This window comes from Actinomadura terrae, from assembly GCF_022751215.1.
Lineage (GTDB): Bacteria > Actinomycetota > Actinomycetes > Streptosporangiales > Streptosporangiaceae > Spirillospora > Spirillospora terrae.
Window position 1 is genome coordinate 892,192 of the sequence record NZ_JAICDG010000004.1, and the last position, 15,052, is coordinate 907,243.

Consider the following 15,052-nt stretch of genomic DNA (forward strand, 5'->3'; position numbering starts at 1 on the left):
CCGGGTTGGTTCGGGCCGGGCCGGGTTGGGTTTCCTGCCGTCCGCTCAGCGGCGGACGTAGGTCGAGGTGCCGGGGTGTCCCGGGCACGCCTCCTCGACCTCGGTAGAGGCGGGGAGGAAATGAGGGCAAAACGAGCAGTAGTCATCCGCCGTCGGGAGGATCGGCAGCGCACCAACGCCGAGCGCGCGAACCATCGACGTGATGCCCTCGGCACGCTGGAGCGCCGATAGGGCGACCTGCTCGTCGTAGGGCTCGGACCACATGAACGCCTCCCGCAACAGGCGGTCGCGGGGGAGGAACATCACGGCGACGAAGTTCACCGGCATGCCGCGCCGCTGCCAGCCGCGCCCGTACAGGTGGGCCTGAATGCGGTACTGGTCACCGGGCCCGTTCTCCCTGTACTTCTTGAGCTGCCGCTCCCCGACGATCTTCCAATCGACTACGCCGCCGGTCGCGCGGTCGTACACGTCGCACTGCCCGGTGATGTCCTCACCGCAGATCGTCCCGACGTTGACGCGGTGTTCGAGGAGGAACCGCGGGCCGCCGTCGACGAGCGTCCCGAGGTGGCCGTTCAGCCACTTCAAGACGTCTTCCAGCCACGAATGGACCGCGGTTCCGATCGTCGGATACCAGGCGGTGTCACCGGGGTTGACGGGCTCGACACCGGCGAGCTTGTAGCCGAGCCGCCGTTGACAGGGCTTGCCGATTTCCGACGGGCCTAGGCGACGCTGGAGGCTACGGGGGGCGTAGTCGATACGGTTCTCGATCGCCCACAGCAGTTCACCCTGAAGGGCTTTTGCGGGGTCGGTGGCGTCGATCTCGCCGCGGGACGGCCATCCGACGCGGTCGGGCTCGATGTCCCCGGGCGCGCGGGACGGAACGCTCATCGCGTGTCGTCCTTGGGGTCGACGAGCTCGAACCGGCGTCCGGGCGTTCCGACCGTGGTGTACTTCGCGACGATGTCCGGGTGATCCTTGGCCAGGGCCTTCTTGTCGAACTTCCGCGGCGCGGCGGTGTGCAGCCAGCGGACGACGGGACGGCCGTTCAAGGTGCCGTCGACGTTGTCGCCGAGCGCTTCCTTGAGCTTGTCCATCGCCTGTTCCTCGGCGGCGGCGAGGGCGGCCTTCTGCTCGCGCAGCTTCCGCAGGATGAAGTACCAGCCGTCGACACCGGCGGCGGCGAGGTCGACCTCCGCGGGCGCGGTGGGGGTCGGGTTGGGTTCGGTCACGTCGGGTTCTTCCTGGTCGTGTCGGTCGGTGAGGATGCGTCGGAACTCTGTGATCAGGGCTCGTTCGGCGTCGGTGATCGGGTGGGCGGTGTGGACGTAGGCGAGGACACGGCCGTCCTCGATCAACGGCACGCACCGGGGGCGGCGCCAGCGGGTCACCGTGCGCCGTCCATGGCGGCGAGGCGGTGCTCGTACCGGCTCGTGGTGCGGTAGGAGATACGGAGCCGGCGGGCGGCCTCGCGGCGGGACTGGTTCAGGTCGCGGGTCAGCTCGGCATAGTCGGCGAGCCGGGCGGCGATGACCGCGCGGGACTTCGGCACGCTGCGGCCCCCTCGACCGGTGCCGGTCGGGGCGTCGTAACGCGGGGAGGTCATGAGGCCCCCTCGCGGGCGTCCCAGGCGTGCGGGTAGCACAGCAGCTCGTCGCCGTCGGGGATGCGGTGCCGCCACCGGGCCAGGGACGGCAGGGGAGCGTGCCCGCGGGCCGCGGCGAGCTCACGGGTACACACGTCGCACTTCCGTGCGCTGTTCACCCGGGCCCACTCGTCCGCAGCCGGACGAACAGGCCCCGCGTCGTCGGCCGCCGTGGCGGCGGGGAACAGGGTGTCGCCGGGCCCCGCGGGCACGCTCGCGGTCATGCCGGCCAACCCACCATCACATCGGCGGCGATGCGGGCGGCGAGCTGCTCGACCACGGCGGCGAACGACGCGGCGAGGACCTCTTCGGGCCGGTCCAGGACGACACCGAGCCGGAGGTGTCCGTCGCTGATGCGATACCGGAACCGCGCGGTGACCGGGACGGGCTCGGCGCCCTCGTAGGGGGCCAGCATCAGCACGAGTCGCTTGGGGATGGCGATCTTCTTGCCGCCGCGGCCGCCGGACGCCTCGACGCTCTCGCTGTAGACCAGTTCGCGGGATCCGTTGGCGAGCAGCGCACCGGACTTGAACGCCACCTCGGTGTTCGCGGTGAACGTCTGCGCCAGCTCCAGCAGCTCGGCGCCGTCCGGCTCGGCGATGTCGCCGAGCCGATCCTCCAGGAGTTCCGCAAACGCCGTCTGCCCCATCAGGTCCCCGGAGCAACTCGTCCAGGTGCGCCACGCGACGGTGCGGTTCAGCGTGAACACCAGGCGGTGATCACACCATCCGGGGACGGTGGAGCCGTGCGCGTCCAGGACGGCGACGACCTTGTCGTCGCCCGGGTCGGCGTACACCTCGGCGTAATTGGTGTCGGCGTGCTTGTCCCAGTACGCCCCGAACGACTCGACGTCTCGGACGTGGAAGGTGCCGATCTTGCGGCGCGGGCGGTCGCGGTACTGGTCGCCGGTCAAATCGACCAGGTGGACGCGCCCGGTCGGGGACATCCAGCCGTAGACCTTCCCCGGCTCCAGGAGGTTCGGCTCGGTCGCCATCGTGGCGACCTCGATAAGCGCGTCGTTCTCCGTCCGCGGAACCGGCGGGACGGTCTCGGTGCGGGTGGTGGAATAGGTCATTGCGCTGCGGTCCTTTCGGGGGTGTCGACGCCGCGGAGGCCCGGCAGTTCGGGCTGGTTGGGGTCGCGGCGGGAGAGGTTGCCGGAGCCGTCGACGAAGAACGTCGACGTTGCGGGCGCGGCGGGGGGCCTGCTGGTGACCTTGGCGGCGACCTTCAAAACGGAGGTGTCGCCCTTGGCGATCGGCGCGACTTCCAACGTCAGGGTGAGGGTGCCTTTCGCGCCGTGCTCGGTGACGGAGTCCACGAGCGCGTGGAGCTGCGCGGACGCGTCGTTGTGCACCTGGCCGCGGTTGAGCTCCTGGAGGACGGCGGCAAAGGGCCGCACCTCCGGCTCGTCGCTGCTGGTATCAGACAACGGGTGTTCCTTCCTAGTTGTGGGCGGTGGCGTACGCCTCGGCGACGTGCGCCGGGACTCGTCCTGTGCGCGGGCATTGCATGCCGACTTCAGCGGCCCACTTCCGGATCTGCCGCGGCGAGGGCCCCGCGGTACTCGGCGGCGCCGGGGCGGCCCCCACGGTCGTGAGGGACTCATAGAGGGCGGTGCACGCTGCGCAGGTGCACGTGACGACCGCCGTAGGCGCCCCACCTGGCAGGTCCGCGCCGAGCTGTGTACCGGGCGCGAGGACGCGTTCCACGCGCGCGCCGGTCACGTCGAACGTCGGCAGTTGGACGGGTTCGCTGAGGTGGGACGGCTCGCAGTTGTGGCCGCACGCGCACGCCCCCCGGCCGTCGCCGGCGTTGGTCTGGCGGCGCCAGTAGTCGGGGTGCTGGCACGTCTGGCACCGGTGAGCGATCAGCACGACGCGCCCCCCGCCCCGTTCGGGGTGCCGTAGCCGGCGCCGTGCAGGAGCTCGACCGTGTTTACGAGCAGCATCCGTACCGGCCACCCGAGCGCGCCGCGCCGGACGAGAAACTCGCTTTCTTGGTAGGCGGCGAGCGCGGCAACGTCCGCCACCGACAGGTAGGCCCACCAGCGGCCCGCGTTCGCCGGTCCGACCCCGGGTCGGCGAACCACCAGGACGCCCCACTCGGCGCCAGCGTTGGCGCGCTCGACCTCCGTCTCGACCAGCCACGCGAGGACCTGCTCATCCGACGGCGGCCTCTTGCGTGCCTTCACCTCCCAGGCGATGCCGGGCGTGCCGGTGATGTCGCCCTGGTCCAAGGCGCCGGTGAGCGCGCGCCGCTCGGCGCCCGGCCACCCTGCGGTGCGCAGGTACCGGACGACGGCGGTTTCCGCGCGGGTACCGATGTCTTTCGCCTGGCTCATTTGATTCTCCGGAGGGTCGTCCGCGATCCCGGGCGGGAGATCAGCCCGACGGCCAGCGGCCCGAACTCGGCCGCCGTCTCTTCCATGTCGGCTTCGTCCCGCGCCAGGGCACGCCGCCGTTCGATGCGCTGCCCCCGCGCCATCCCCGCCAAGTAGGCGAGGACGGCGACGGAGACGGCGGCCGCGATGACCGTGATCACCTGCGCTTCCCCCGGTGTTTGTGGTGGACGGTGGGCAGCGACTCGGCCGCGGGCGGGGCCTCGATCGGGGCGGCGGTCTCGTGGTGGATCGGGCACGCCAAGCGGCGGGCGTCGGAGTCCGGGGCCCCGGGCAGCGCGCACGAGCACGCGGGCGCCAGCGGGGGGAGGAGTTGCGCGCGGGCGGTGACCTCGTCGCAGTACGCGGCATCCGCGATGAGCTGTTCCGCGGCGGCGTGGTGCCGCTCGGCCCGGTCCCGGTGCTCGTCGGCCCGCTGGAGGGTCTCGTCGATCTCGGCGCGCGCCGCCTCGATCCGCTTTCCGAGCGCGTCCATTTCGGCCATGAGCGCCTGAAAACGGGCCCGCGCCTCCTCGGCCTCGACCTCCGCCGCCTGCCGGGCCTCGGCCGCGGACGACGCCGTGACGCGGTGGTCGGCGGCCTGCATCCGCAGCTTCTCAGCCTCGGCCGCGAACCTGTCGAGCAGGCCCTTGGACGGGCCCACGGGCGGCGTGCTCGGGAGCGGGACGGGGGTGGGGCTGCTGCTGGGGGGCAGCGGGTTAGACTCCGACATCAGGACAATGCCTCCAAGGTGTTGGCCGACGCGGCGGTCCCGGAGCTCTGCCAGGAGGAAGGGGCCGCCGTCGGCGTTTCAGGTCGAGCCCAAGACAGGCCCGACGGGTCCAGGCGCATTTGCGCGCGGGTCACGGCGACGTAGGCCAACATGCGGGCCTCGTCGGTCATCTCCGGCTCGACGAGCTCGCCGGTTTCGGGGTGACGACGCGGGTTCGGCTTGAAGTCCTCGGCGATCTGGACGGACGTCCACTCGCGGCCCTTGGCCTTGTGCCCGGTGGACAGGACGACGTCGGCAGCGTCCTCGGTCGGCGCGAGCGTCCCAATGATGCGGAGGATCTCCGCGGCCCCGTACGTCGTGATCAGGTTGACGAGCGTCGCGAGGTTCTCGCCGGCGGCCTCCGTCGCCGCGTAGTCGACAACCTCGTCCCACGAGTTGAACGCGGCGAGTTCGGGGTGCCAGGTGCGGCCCTCGCGGCGTAGCTCGTCCGCGGCCTCGGCCAGACGCGCCAACTTTAGGGCGCCACCGACAACCGCGGGCTTCAACCCGCGATCCTCCGCGCGGACGGCTTCGCGGATCGTTCCAGCGTTCGTCCGGCACAGCACGGCCGAGACGTCGTCGAGAGACAGCGGCCCGACGGTCGAGGGGATCGGATCGTGCCCGACGACGCGCAGGTTCGAGCCGAGCGCGGCAAGCCACACATTGGCCTCGTCCGCAATGGCGTCCCCGAACCGGAACGACTTCGTCAGCGCGAGCCGCCGACCATCAAAACCCGTCATCGCGTCCTGCGCGCCACGCCACCCGTAAAGCTGCTGGTGACGGTCACCAACCAGAATCAACTGGGCGTGCTGCTGCGCCTGGACGATGTCGGAGATGACAGGGTTCGCGTCCTGCGCCTCGTCGAGGTAGATCACGTCCGAGGCGATGACGGGCCTCGTGAGGTGCCAGAACTTCAGATAGTGGTCGTGCTGCAACTTCAGCGCGCCGGACGGGCCGCACAGGTCCGACCAGGCAGCCGCCGCGTACCCGACAACGACGTCGGCGACCTCGGCCTGACCATCGCGCCCGAGGCCGGTCACGTGCGGGACGTGACGGTTCGAGATCGAGTAATCGGCGGAGTGGCAGAACCGGCCGACCGTGTCCGTAACGAGCCGCGCAAGCTGCGGAACGTCGACGGCGGCAGGGTGGCCGAGCGCGTTGACCGTGATCACACGCCGCTTGATGCCGAGGATCCGCGCGACGTCCCGGGCGCGCTGCCGCGGCCGGCGCAGCTTCTCGGCCAACGTGTACCCAACCGCGTTGAACGCGAGCGAATGCGCCGTCCGACACAGCGTGTTCGCCGGGAACGACCGGTCGGCCTCGACCTGAATCGCCTTGTTATAGGCGACGTACGTACCGCCTCGGCCCGGCGACCTCTCCGCACAGGCCCGGAGAGTGCGGGTCTTCCCGGAGCCGGCGAGTGCGTCAACGACGAGCCGTTCCCCGGCCTGGTAGCCGTCGACCACCGCGGTTTGCTCGTCGGTGAGCTGGAATGCCATAGGGGTACCTCCTTTCAGGGGTTAGGCCGCGGACGCGCGAGAGGTGCGGCGGGTCTGAGCCCGGAGCGCTCGGACCTTCTCGGCGAGGTCCTCGCGGGACGGACCGCCGGGGACGTAGGCGGCGTCCGCGATCTGCTCGGGTGTCATGACCGCCATTTGGGCGCGGGTCTCGGCGAGGATCTGGCCTGCCGCGCGCATGGCGTCGGCACGGGGGGTGATTTCGCTACTCATTGGCGCGACTCGCTGCGGGTGCCGACACGGCCGGTACCGCAGATCGGGCACGGGATCGGGTCGCCGCCGCGGTCGGACGGGTTGGGGACGGTGCCACGTCCGTTGCACTGTCCGCACTTGGGCACGGGGCGCCCTTCGGGGTGGTGTCGGGGTAGGGGAACAGGTCCTCGACGCGCTGACCGACTTCGGTCGCGACACGGATTCGATGGGCGTCACCGAGGCCGGCCTCGCCCTGCTCGAACCGGGCGAGATGGCTGGGGTGGACACCAGAACTCCGAGCTAGAGCACGTATCGAGAGCCCAAGTTCCGCTCTGACCTGAGCGAGACGGCGGCCCCACCCGATGTGGAGATCGTCTTTCGGCATGGACGGAGCGTCGCATGCCGCACGGCGTGCGTCAAGCGGCGCACGGCGTGCGCCATAGGAAGAAGGAGGGATTCCATGGCGCGCGACGCACGCCATGCGACACTTGACGTATGACCGGTGACAAGCAAGCTGCTGGCACCCGTGCCGGGCGATGGCTACGCGACGAGCGCGAGCGACGGGGCATCACTTCTCAGGCCGAACTAGCCCGCATGCTTGGCTGGGACAAGAGCGCAGTGCACAACTACGAGACGCGCGGAGTGACGGTCCCCAACGAGCGAGCCCAGGAACTCGCGGACGCGTGGGGCTTGGACATCATCACCGTCCGACGCAACCTCGGCCTATGGGTTCCCGACGACCAGGGCAAGCCGATGGATCAGGCCGAGGCCATGCTCGACGAGAACGAGCGGATAGCCGCGCGCCTACGCTCCCTGGCTGACGACCGAGACCGCGCCGCCGTCATAGCCGCCATGGAAGCGGTTATCGACGCGTTGACGAATGCCGAAAAGTCTGACGAAGCAGGCAAAAAACCCCGCTGACCACGTGGTTTACCGGAAACTTGGCCGCTTACGGACACTGACAGGGGTGGTATGCGTTGGCCCCAAATGTGACAGTGGCAAATCAACTGATCACTAGTGACAGCTCCCGGGGCCGTCTGGCGCGCGAGAGGACCCCGGAGCCGTCTGGATCCGTGGGGAGTCCAAGCGAATGCCCAGTACTGTCCGTCTCATCCTCGGCGCCGCCGTCGTCGCCGTCTTCTCGACCTGCTCAACGCTGCTCGTCGTCGCTGCCGAACATGACCTCGCGCGCAGCCTCGCGATCATCGGCATCATGGTCGGGCTGCTCGGCAGCTTCTATGAGCTCCTCGACCGCCGACTCATCCGCATGGAGCACGCGACAGCCCGAATTGTCGCGGTCGAGCGCGACGTCCTTCACGCGGTGCAGCACGACGCGCGCGATCGTAGCCGTCTCAACTAGGCCCCACCCTTCCGGCTGTGCTTCCCCCGGCCGGACCCCATCGCCGTCCGGATCCCGCTCCCGGACGGCGTTTCCATGTCTCCATGCCTGCCCGAAGTCCCAACCTTCAAGAAAGGAGCTGCGATGCCACCACAAAGACGAGGGCGCAAGGACGGCCCCCTCTGCCTAATCGGTTACATTCGCGTGTCATTGGCGCGCGAGGAAATGATCTCACCGGAGATTCAAAAAACTACCATTCTCGCGTGGGCGAAACGGCTCGGCCGCAAAATCGTCGACTGGGTAATCGATCTCGACAAGAGCGGCCGCAACCTCAAGCGCAAGATCATGAAAGCGGTCAAGCGTGTAGAGGACGGCGAAGCCGACGGTATCGCTGTAATGCGGTATGACAGATGGGGGCGAAACGCGACTAACTCTCTCGCCAACATCCGTCGTATCGAACTGGTCGGCGGGGTTGTGGAGTCCGCAACGGAACCGTTCGACCCGGAAACAGCCATGGGCCGGTATTCGCGAACCAACGCGCTCGCGCTCGCGGAGATGCAGTCCGACCTCATCGGCGAAAACTGGGTAGGCGCGCACGAGTACCGCCTTTCTCGCGGGCTTCCCGCGCAGGGGCGCCCCCGGTTCGGGTACGTCCTGCGCGGACGTATCCCGCACCCCACCGAACCCGGCAAGACCATCAAAGACCCTAACGACCCTAAGGGCGAGCGGTACGAACCGGATAGCGAGGGGGGGACGGAAGCGGTAATAGCGGACATGTACCGCCGTTATATCGCCGGGTCAGGTCGGCGAGACATAGCGAAATGGCTAAATCGAGCCGGATATCAAAATGTTTACGGTCGTGAGTGGCGCGAACGGGCAGTAGCGACCACCCTGGACTCTGGTTTCGCGGCCGGTCTCCTGCGTATCCATAACCCCGAATGTGGGTGCGATGCGCCGTCAGAGTGCCCAGATCATGTTTACATTCAGGGTGCCCACCAGCCAATCATCGACTTGGAACTGTGGGACCAGTACCAGGACCGACGTAAACGAGTAGCAGGCGATGCCCCACGCACCCGAAGCGGCACCTACGCCCTGACGGGCCTACCTCAATGCGGCCACTGTTACAGCTCCGCATCCCACGGGTTCCTCTATGAACCCGGCCGCGTGCTGCGTTGCGGGACGTATGACTCGAACGGCAACTGCAAACCCCTGACCGTGCCGCGCCTTGCCGCAGAGCAAGCCGTCCGGGAGCAACTCCAAGGGTGGGCAGCAGAGATCAACCAGGAGGCACAGAAGCACCAACCACACATCCCTGCACAAGCGGCGCCAGCCGCGCATGACACACTCTCGGCTGACTTGGCGAAGATCGACCGAGCGCTCGTCCGGCTCACCAAGCAACGTGCGATGGACGAAGAGATGCCGGACGAGATCTACGAGACCACCCGCGCTGGACTCCTCCAGGCACGCGCGGAGCTGCTGCCACTTATCAAGGCAGCATCGAACCCGGCGCCGACGGCGTCGAACTTCGCTCCGATCATCGCCGGCGTCCTCGCCGAGTGGGAGATCCTGCCCACCACCGCGAAAAACGCTCTGCTACGCCAGGTGATCCGTCATGTAACCCTTCGGCGGCCCGTGCCGCGGAAGGCTTTCGAGATCACCGTTACGGCCATCTGGGAGCCCTGCGGGAACCCCTGCTGCACGCCGTCTAGCTAAGTATTCGCAGGTCAACGGGCCTGCCTCATGCGATATGCGGTTTAGGAACCCTGTTAGACAACAAGGGCGCCGACGTCCAGGCGCCCTATCTCGCAGGCCACCCCAACCTGGAGGGGCGCGTCATCTTCACCGACGCGGCTCCGGGATGTCCCGACGCCGCCTTCGTCGAGCAGAACGAGCCGGAGGGTGCGGGGCAGGCGCAGATCCGCGACCTCGTCCGGCGCGGATACCTCGTGCGGACCCGTGCGGACGTACCGTTCGACCAGGCCCGGACGGGGAGCACCGCTCGGCTCCAGGCGGCACTCGACAGCGGCGCGCAGATCGTCAGCACCGACTTCCCGGTGGTCGGCCTGGCCGCCCGGTATGGCAGCGACTACGTCGCCCAACTGCCGGGGACGGAACCGGCACGCTGCAACCCGGTGAACGCGCCGCGCTCCTGCCGCAAGACCCACCTGGAGCGCTAGCAGGCTCCTACCACGAGCCCTCGACCCGAATCGCCAAGACGCTCCACCCAACGAGCCCTCGCCCTGAAGCACTAGGACGCTCCGGCCACAAACCCCCACCCGGAGCGCCAAGACACTCTGGCCGCAAAGCCCCGCCCAGGGCGCTAGGACGCTCCGGCGCACCGTCCTGGGGCTAGGAGGCTCCGAGCCGACCCACGGCCCCGAACAGGGACGTCGTCTCCGGAGATCCGTCATCGGACGGATGCCACCGCCAGGGGCGGACCAGCCCAGGCTCCACGAGGTCGTAGCCGCCGAAGAGGGCGCGGATCTCACGTTCGTCACGGAAGACGAGCGGTGAGGTCGCGCCCTCGAAGGCCGCCTCCCAGGCGCGTTGCTGTTCCGGCGGAGTTCCATCACTGGTCAGATGGGAGATTGTCACGTAGGAGCCCGGTGCGGAGCGCGCGCGGAACGCCGAGACGATGCGGGCCGGGTCCTCCTCGCGGGTGATGAAGTGGAAGACCGCCACGAACAGCACGGCGACGGGCTCGTCGAAATCGATCAGGCTGCGCGTGTCCTCGTGGTCGAGGATCGAGTCGGGCTCGCGCATGTCGGCGGTCACGATCCGCGTCTGCTTGTTGGCCAGCAGGGCCCGTCCGTGAACGGCGACGATCGGGTCGTAATCGACGTAGATCACCCGCGCATCCGGATTGGCCTCCTGCGCAATCTGGTGCGTATTGCGCATGGTGGGCAAGCCAGAACCGATATCGAGGAACTGGCGGATACCGCATTCCGCGGCCAGGTATCGGACGGCTCGTCCGAGAAAGCAGCGGTTCTCCAGTGCGGTACTGCGCACGGACTGCTCGCCGATGCCCTCGTACAGAACGGCGTTGGCGCGGCGGTCCACCTCGTAATGGTCCTTGCCATGCAGCGCCTCGTCGTACATACGCGCCGGTGTGGGCACGCCCAGGGGTATCCCTGGGGGCTGCCCGTCGGCGCCGTCCGTCTTCACGTCATGCTCCTCGGGGAAGAGCCCACCCGCATGGGTGGGTGCCCGCAAAGGCGGGCGGGAGTGAACGAACCGCCCGGAAGGGATCCTAGATCGTTTCCGCGCCGGGTGGCGATAAGAACAGATGATCTTGACTGGACGGCGCCGAGCCGATGGACGGCGGTCGTCCGGTGAGCGATTTTGAGGTTTTCCACAGTCTGTGGATGGGGTGCGTACCTGCGGTAAACCCCACCATGAATGTGCGGTCTACCGCGATGCCCCGCGAGGCACTGAAGTGGTGGGATCGGACGCATGGAATTCCTTACGTGCGGCTTGGGAGCGGCGGAGATCGTCTTAACGGCGCTTGCCGTGGCGGCCGGGATGACGTGTGTCCCATCGTCCCGTCCGGCGGCGTCTCCGTGGCTGAACGACGCGACCTCTCCGGCGATCCCGCGACCGCCCCGGGCACCGCGTTACCGGACCGCCGCCGCCTCGTGGAGCGTCCGCACACCTCGGCAGACGAAGGGCGGGCGATTATCTAATCAAACTTGACCAGCCCAGACCGGTGAGCCTACCTTCACCCCATGGGCGAGACGACGATCCCGATCTTTCCGTGCCGGTCCATCGGCCTGACCTGGGAGTTCTATCGAGCACTCGGATTCGAGCAGGTGGTCTGGCAGACCCGGCCCAACCACTTTCTCGCGGTTCGCCGGGGTGAGCTCGAGTTGCAGTTCTATGGCTGGAAGCGGCACGACCCGGCTGCGTCCATGCACATGTGCTACGTCCTGACGACCGACGTCGAGCCGCTCTACGAGTCGTTCCGCGGCGGCCTGAAGGAAGCCCTGGGACGGGTGCCGACCCGGGGGCTCCCCAGGCTGGGCGCCCTGAAGAACATGTCGTACGGGGTCCGCCAGTTCCTCCTCACCGACCCTGACGGCATCCAGCTCCGCATCGGCCAGCCGATCTCGGACGAAACGAAGCCCATCCCCAAGGAGCCGGTCGCGAGAACCCTCCACATGGCCGCACTCCTGGGCGACTCCAAGGAGGACCATCGGGCGGCCGCCAGAATCCTCGACCACCTGCTCGCCTCGGACGATCCGATCACCCAGTCCGAACGAGTGAAGGCCCTGATCCTCCGCGCCGATATGGCCCTTCACCTCGAAGAATGGACGCGAGCCCGCGACCTTGCAGGCGAAGCCCGCTCCTGCCGACTCCCGGCTTCCGACCGCACCGCCCTTGAGGACGAGTTCCACCGCCTAGCCGACCTGGAGGCCGCCCTCCCACCCCAACATCCCTAAACCCAAACGCCACGAGGCCGCACAACCCCCAAAAGCCCAGCCACACGAAGGCCACACGATTTCCCCGGCCCAGCGGCCTGGAGCCCCGCACGAAATCCCAAAGCCCTAACGGCATGGAGGCCCCCAGCCCCGCGCCCACACCCCCGCGCCTCGGCCCCGCGCCCACAGCCCCGCGCCTTGGCTCCGCGCCTCGGCCCGCGTCCTCGGCCCGCGTTCTCGGCAGGGTCTCCCCGGTGCCGCATCCCCGGTGCCGCATCCCCGGTGCGGTGTCCCCAGGGCGTGGTCCCCGATTTGGCGTCCCGGTGTCCGGCAAAGAAGTCGTCCGGCATCGGCGCTTGACTAGACAGAGCTGTCTGTCTAGTCTCATGGCCATCGGAAGTAGACAGACCTGTCTGTCTCCTCTCTAAGGAGCCTTGGCCATGACGCGCACGCTCGTCCTTCTCGCCCACCCCGACCTCGGTACCTCGCGGGTCAACACCGCTCTGGCGGCCGGTATCCGCGACCTGCCGGACGTGACCGTCCACGACCTTTACGCCACCTACCCGGACCTGAACATCGACGTGGCCCGCGAACAGCACCTCCTCCAGGAACACGACCGTGTCGTCCTCCAGTTCCCGTTCTACTGGTACTCGGCGCCGCCGCTGCTGAAGAAGTGGCTGGACGAGGTCTTCGAGCACGGCTGGGCCTACGGCTCGAAGGGCACCGCCCTCCACGGCAAGAGCATGCGAGTCGCGACGACGGTCGGCGGCCATGAGGCGCTCTACCGTCCCGGCGGCCTCAACCGGTTCCCGGTGACCGACCTGCTGCGGCCGTTCGACGCCACGGCGAACCTCACCGGCATGGACTACGAGGAGCCGTTCATCGTCCACGGCGCCTCGTCCCTCGGCGACGAGGAACTCGCCGACCACGTGCGAAGCTACCGCGAGCTGCTGCTCGACCGCGTCCTCCAGCCCGCGGCCTGACCAGGAGGGGAACAGAGATGAAGATCCTTGTGATTGGCGCGACCGGCACCCTCGGCTCCGCAGTCACCGCCGCGCTGGAGAAGAACGGCCACGAGATCGTCCGCGCGTCCCGACGCGGCCCGCTCCGCATCGACATGGAAGATCACGCCTCCATCGACGCGCTCTTCGAAACCGTCCACGACCTGGACGCCGTGGTGTGCTGCGCGGCGAGCGGCGCCCTCACCCGCCTCGACTCCGACGACGACATCACCGCAGGTCTCCAGGGCAAACTCCTCGGACAGATCCACCTGCTGCGGCGGGCCATGCGCCACCTGCGGGACGGCGGCTCGGTGACCCTCACCGGCGGCAGGTTCGACCGCCTGATCCCGGGCGCCTCCTTCACCGCGACGGTCAACACCGGCCTGGAGGCGTTCGTCGAGGCGGCGGCGATCGAAATGCCCCGCGGGCTGCGGGTGAACATCGTCAGCCCCGGCTGGATCGCCGAGACCCTCGTGAGCATGGGCCCCGAGGTCCGGAAGAGCCTCGACCTGGAAGACACCCAGGGCACCCCGGCCGCCGACGTCGCACGCGCCTACGTCGAGGCCGTCGAAGGCAACGCCCAGGGCCAGACCTTTCACTCCTAACTCCCACAAACCGCGACGACGCCCGCCCGAAGCGCCTCCACAAACGCGAGGCCACTCCGCGACCGATGCTCTCCTAAAGCGAGGCGCCCTCCCGCAGTACTCGCCCCAGGCGAGCAGCTCCAGCCGGGCGGACGGCAGTTGCCCCTGACGACGCCAAGCTCCGGTGCGTCCGAGTCCCCAGCCGAGCAGCTCCAGCCAGGTGGACAGCGACCGCCCCTGGCAATGCTGGGCTGCGGGGCCGTGACCCCAGCCGAGCAGCTCCGGCCGGGCGTACAGGGACCGTCCCTGGCGGAGCAGAGCTGGGGGTGTAAGCGACCTCAATCCAACAGCTCCGGCCAGCCGGACGGCGACTGCCCTTGACGGCGCCGAGCTTCAGGGTGTCTGTGACCACAGCCAAGCAGCTCCGGCCGGGGGGCGTACTGGAACCGAGCTTTGCGCGCAGCTGTGCACTAAGGGCAGGAGGCCCACCCAAGTCTGGGAGGCCCACCAAGTCCGGGAGGCGCGCGACGGTCAAGCCGCCTACGAAGGCCAGGAGCTTGCGAGGGCATGCCGTTCATGAAGGCCAGGCTGTGTGTGCGAGTTGCGCCGCCCCGGCGAGGGGCTGGCCGCCCGTGTGCGGCGGAACCTCCATGGGGCGCGGGCGGCCGCGAGGTCCGGATGCCCGCGCAGGGCTCTGGCTGTCCACGTGCGACGGGCCGTCCATGAGGTGCGGGCGCCTGCGAGGGCTGACCGGACGTGTGCAGCGGACCGTCCGCGAGGGATGGGCGCCCGTGAGGGGCGGTGGACGCTCAGGAGGGCGGCCGTCCTACGAAGGCCGGAGTTGGGCGTGAGGGGGCCGTCCGTGAGCGGCGGGCTCAAGCCGATCAGTGAGCCGCCGTTGATGAGGGAACTCGCTGCCCCAGTTGGCCCGCAGTCGCAGGCGCTTGTGACATCCGCCTGCGAACGGCGGCCCGTCTGTGAGCGGCGGCCCGTCCGTGAGCGGCGGAGCAGCCCCTCACGGACGGGCGGAGCCGCCCCTGGGGGCGGACCATCTATGGGGGCGGGCCGTCTGGGAGTGGCGGGGGTCTGTGAGGGCGGGCGTTCGCGAGATGTAGTGCACGCGCGAACCCATGTGTGTTGGGGCGCTTCGGGGCGTCTGGCCCCTGGCTGTGCCGCTGAGGTCAGCGCGCGGCTCTAGCCTCCCCAAG

21 protein-coding genes are annotated in these 15,052 nt (G+C 68.8%); 7 read left to right on the forward strand and 14 right to left on the reverse strand.

Translation table 11 applies throughout. The features are described from left to right. Positions 1-45 precede the first annotated feature (45 nt). From K2F47_RS28675 to K2F47_RS41820, 13 genes are read right to left on the reverse strand one after another with little or no spacing between them, the layout of a single operon-like run. Entirely contained in the window at positions 46-888 is an 843-nt protein-coding gene (locus K2F47_RS28675; RefSeq protein ID WP_242908697.1) for a PD-(D/E)XK nuclease family protein, read from the reverse strand. Beyond that, entirely contained in the window at positions 885-1,388 is a 504-nt protein-coding gene (locus K2F47_RS28680) for a hypothetical protein (protein WP_242908698.1), read from the reverse strand. Before K2F47_RS28680 ends, K2F47_RS28675 begins: the two co-directional genes overlap by 4 nt. Continuing rightward, a complete protein-coding gene (locus tag K2F47_RS28685) occupies positions 1,385-1,603 on the reverse strand; it encodes a hypothetical protein (RefSeq protein ID WP_242908699.1) in 219 nt (72 codons plus the stop codon). Before K2F47_RS28685 ends, K2F47_RS28680 begins: the two co-directional genes overlap by 4 nt. After that, on the reverse strand, positions 1,600-1,866 hold the full coding sequence (locus K2F47_RS28690; protein ID WP_242908700.1) for a hypothetical protein: 267 nt from the start codon (positions 1,864-1,866) through the stop codon (positions 1,600-1,602). Before K2F47_RS28690 ends, K2F47_RS28685 begins: the two co-directional genes overlap by 4 nt. Further along, on the reverse strand, positions 1,863-2,717 hold the full coding sequence (locus K2F47_RS28695) for a DUF2303 family protein (RefSeq protein ID WP_242908701.1): 855 nt from the start codon (positions 2,715-2,717) through the stop codon (positions 1,863-1,865). The genes K2F47_RS28690 and K2F47_RS28695 overlap by 4 nt, the downstream gene beginning before the upstream one ends. Then, positions 2,714-3,073, reverse strand: coding sequence for a YfdP family phage-associated protein (locus K2F47_RS28700; protein ID WP_242908702.1), 360 nt, complete (start codon positions 3,071-3,073; stop codon positions 2,714-2,716). Before K2F47_RS28700 ends, K2F47_RS28695 begins: the two co-directional genes overlap by 4 nt. Before the next feature lie 13 nt (positions 3,074-3,086). Further along, a complete protein-coding gene (locus K2F47_RS28705) occupies positions 3,087-3,518 on the reverse strand; it encodes an Lsr2 family DNA-binding protein (RefSeq protein ID WP_242908703.1) in 432 nt (143 codons plus the stop codon). Next, positions 3,512-3,985: a hypothetical protein gene (locus tag K2F47_RS28710; protein WP_242908704.1), complete on the reverse strand. Its 474-nt coding sequence runs from the start codon at positions 3,983-3,985 to the stop codon at positions 3,512-3,514. The genes K2F47_RS28705 and K2F47_RS28710 overlap by 7 nt, the downstream gene beginning before the upstream one ends. Continuing rightward, the gene (locus tag K2F47_RS28715) at positions 3,982-4,185 is read right to left on the reverse strand and encodes a hypothetical protein (protein WP_242908705.1); all 204 of its coding nucleotides are present in this window, start codon (positions 4,183-4,185) and stop codon (positions 3,982-3,984) included. The genes K2F47_RS28710 and K2F47_RS28715 overlap by 4 nt, the downstream gene beginning before the upstream one ends. Then, positions 4,182-4,754: a hypothetical protein gene (locus K2F47_RS28720; protein WP_242908706.1), complete on the reverse strand. Its 573-nt coding sequence runs from the start codon at positions 4,752-4,754 to the stop codon at positions 4,182-4,184. Before K2F47_RS28720 ends, K2F47_RS28715 begins: the two co-directional genes overlap by 4 nt. Then, positions 4,754-6,292 carry a UvrD-helicase domain-containing protein gene (locus K2F47_RS28725; RefSeq protein ID WP_242908707.1) on the reverse strand — a complete coding sequence of 513 codons (1,539 nt, stop codon included), beginning with the start codon at positions 6,290-6,292 and terminating at the stop codon, positions 4,754-4,756. The genes K2F47_RS28720 and K2F47_RS28725 overlap by 1 nt, the downstream gene beginning before the upstream one ends. 21 nt (positions 6,293-6,313) lie before the next feature. Further along, on the reverse strand, positions 6,314-6,523 hold the full coding sequence (locus K2F47_RS28730; RefSeq protein WP_242908708.1) for a hypothetical protein: 210 nt from the start codon (positions 6,521-6,523) through the stop codon (positions 6,314-6,316). Next, positions 6,516-6,983, reverse strand: a complete 468-nt coding sequence (locus K2F47_RS41820; RefSeq protein ID WP_372490928.1) for a helix-turn-helix domain-containing protein — start codon at positions 6,981-6,983, stop codon at positions 6,516-6,518. The genes K2F47_RS28730 and K2F47_RS41820 overlap by 8 nt, the downstream gene beginning before the upstream one ends. Before the next feature lie 14 nt (positions 6,984-6,997). Here K2F47_RS41820 and K2F47_RS28735 point away from each other — a divergent pair, with 14 nt between their 5' ends. The 4 genes from K2F47_RS28735 to K2F47_RS28750 all read left to right on the forward strand — a co-directional run bounded on the left by K2F47_RS28735 (position 6,998) and on the right by K2F47_RS28750 (position 10,018). Then, complete coding sequence (locus tag K2F47_RS28735; RefSeq protein WP_242908709.1) at positions 6,998-7,423, forward strand: helix-turn-helix domain-containing protein; 426 nt, start codon at positions 6,998-7,000, stop codon at positions 7,421-7,423. A 169-nt stretch (positions 7,424-7,592) separates the two neighbouring features. Beyond that, positions 7,593-7,862, forward strand: a complete 270-nt coding sequence (locus tag K2F47_RS28740; RefSeq protein WP_242908710.1) for a polysaccharide deacetylase family protein — start codon at positions 7,593-7,595, stop codon at positions 7,860-7,862. A 123-nt stretch (positions 7,863-7,985) separates the two neighbouring features. Beyond that, positions 7,986-9,554 (forward strand): recombinase family protein, encoded by a 1,569-nt coding sequence (locus K2F47_RS28745; RefSeq protein ID WP_272497529.1) that lies wholly within the window; start codon positions 7,986-7,988, stop codon positions 9,552-9,554. 50 nt (positions 9,555-9,604) lie between these two features. Further along, the gene (locus K2F47_RS28750) at positions 9,605-10,018 is read left to right on the forward strand and encodes a Ca2+-dependent phosphoinositide-specific phospholipase C (protein ID WP_272497658.1); all 414 of its coding nucleotides are present in this window, start codon (positions 9,605-9,607) and stop codon (positions 10,016-10,018) included. Positions 10,019-10,190: 172 nt separating this feature from the next. Here K2F47_RS28750 and K2F47_RS28755 read toward each other — a convergent pair whose 3' ends face one another. Further along, on the reverse strand, positions 10,191-11,006 hold the full coding sequence (locus tag K2F47_RS28755) for an SAM-dependent methyltransferase (RefSeq protein WP_242908712.1): 816 nt from the start codon (positions 11,004-11,006) through the stop codon (positions 10,191-10,193). A gap of 560 nt (positions 11,007-11,566) precedes the next feature. On the opposite strand from K2F47_RS28755, the gene K2F47_RS28760 reads away from it, so the two are divergent. The 3 genes from K2F47_RS28760 (at position 11,567) to K2F47_RS28770 (ending at position 13,865) form a co-directional block, all read left to right on the forward strand. After that, entirely contained in the window at positions 11,567-12,280 is a 714-nt protein-coding gene (locus K2F47_RS28760; protein ID WP_242908713.1) for a bleomycin resistance protein, read from the forward strand. A 419-nt stretch (positions 12,281-12,699) separates the two neighbouring features. Further along, positions 12,700-13,242 (forward strand): glutathione-regulated potassium-efflux system oxidoreductase KefF, encoded by a 543-nt coding sequence (gene kefF / locus K2F47_RS28765; protein ID WP_242908714.1) that lies wholly within the window; start codon positions 12,700-12,702, stop codon positions 13,240-13,242. 17 nt (positions 13,243-13,259) lie between these two features. Then, positions 13,260-13,865 carry a short chain dehydrogenase gene (locus K2F47_RS28770; RefSeq protein WP_242908715.1) on the forward strand — a complete coding sequence of 202 codons (606 nt, stop codon included), beginning with the start codon at positions 13,260-13,262 and terminating at the stop codon, positions 13,863-13,865. Positions 13,866-15,052 lie beyond the last annotated feature (1,187 nt).

Excerpts from the sequence above, each read along its gene's own strand:
- K2F47_RS28675 (WP_242908697.1), bottom strand. The coding sequence starts at position 888 with ATGAGCGTTCCGTCCCGCGCGCCCGGGGACATCGAGCCCGACCGCGTC.
- K2F47_RS28685 (WP_242908699.1), bottom strand. The coding sequence starts at position 1,603 with ATGACCTCCCCGCGTTACGACGCCCCGACCGGCACCGGTCGAGGGGGC.
- K2F47_RS28690 (WP_242908700.1), bottom strand. The coding sequence starts at position 1,866 with ATGACCGCGAGCGTGCCCGCGGGGCCCGGCGACACCCTGTTCCCCGCC.
- K2F47_RS28695 (WP_242908701.1), bottom strand. The coding sequence starts at position 2,717 with ATGACCTATTCCACCACCCGCACCGAGACCGTCCCGCCGGTTCCGCGG.
- K2F47_RS28710 (WP_242908704.1), bottom strand. The coding sequence starts at position 3,985 with ATGAGCCAGGCGAAAGACATCGGTACCCGCGCGGAAACCGCCGTCGTC.
- K2F47_RS28720 (WP_242908706.1), bottom strand. The coding sequence starts at position 4,754 with ATGTCGGAGTCTAACCCGCTGCCCCCCAGCAGCAGCCCCACCCCCGTC.
- K2F47_RS28725 (WP_242908707.1), bottom strand. The coding sequence starts at position 6,292 with ATGGCATTCCAGCTCACCGACGAGCAAACCGCGGTGGTCGACGGCTAC.
- K2F47_RS28730 (WP_242908708.1), bottom strand. The coding sequence starts at position 6,523 with ATGAGTAGCGAAATCACCCCCCGTGCCGACGCCATGCGCGCGGCAGGC.
- K2F47_RS41820 (WP_372490928.1), bottom strand. The coding sequence starts at position 6,983 with ATGGCGTGCGTCGCGCGCCATGGAATCCCTCCTTCTTCCTATGGCGCA.
- K2F47_RS28735 (WP_242908709.1), top strand. The coding sequence starts at position 6,998 with ATGACCGGTGACAAGCAAGCTGCTGGCACCCGTGCCGGGCGATGGCTA.
- K2F47_RS28740 (WP_242908710.1), top strand. The coding sequence starts at position 7,593 with ATGCCCAGTACTGTCCGTCTCATCCTCGGCGCCGCCGTCGTCGCCGTC.
- K2F47_RS28745 (WP_272497529.1), top strand. The coding sequence starts at position 7,986 with ATGCCACCACAAAGACGAGGGCGCAAGGACGGCCCCCTCTGCCTAATC.
- K2F47_RS28760 (WP_242908713.1), top strand. The coding sequence starts at position 11,567 with ATGGGCGAGACGACGATCCCGATCTTTCCGTGCCGGTCCATCGGCCTG.
- kefF (WP_242908714.1), top strand. The coding sequence starts at position 12,700 with ATGACGCGCACGCTCGTCCTTCTCGCCCACCCCGACCTCGGTACCTCG.
- K2F47_RS28770 (WP_242908715.1), top strand. The coding sequence starts at position 13,260 with ATGAAGATCCTTGTGATTGGCGCGACCGGCACCCTCGGCTCCGCAGTC.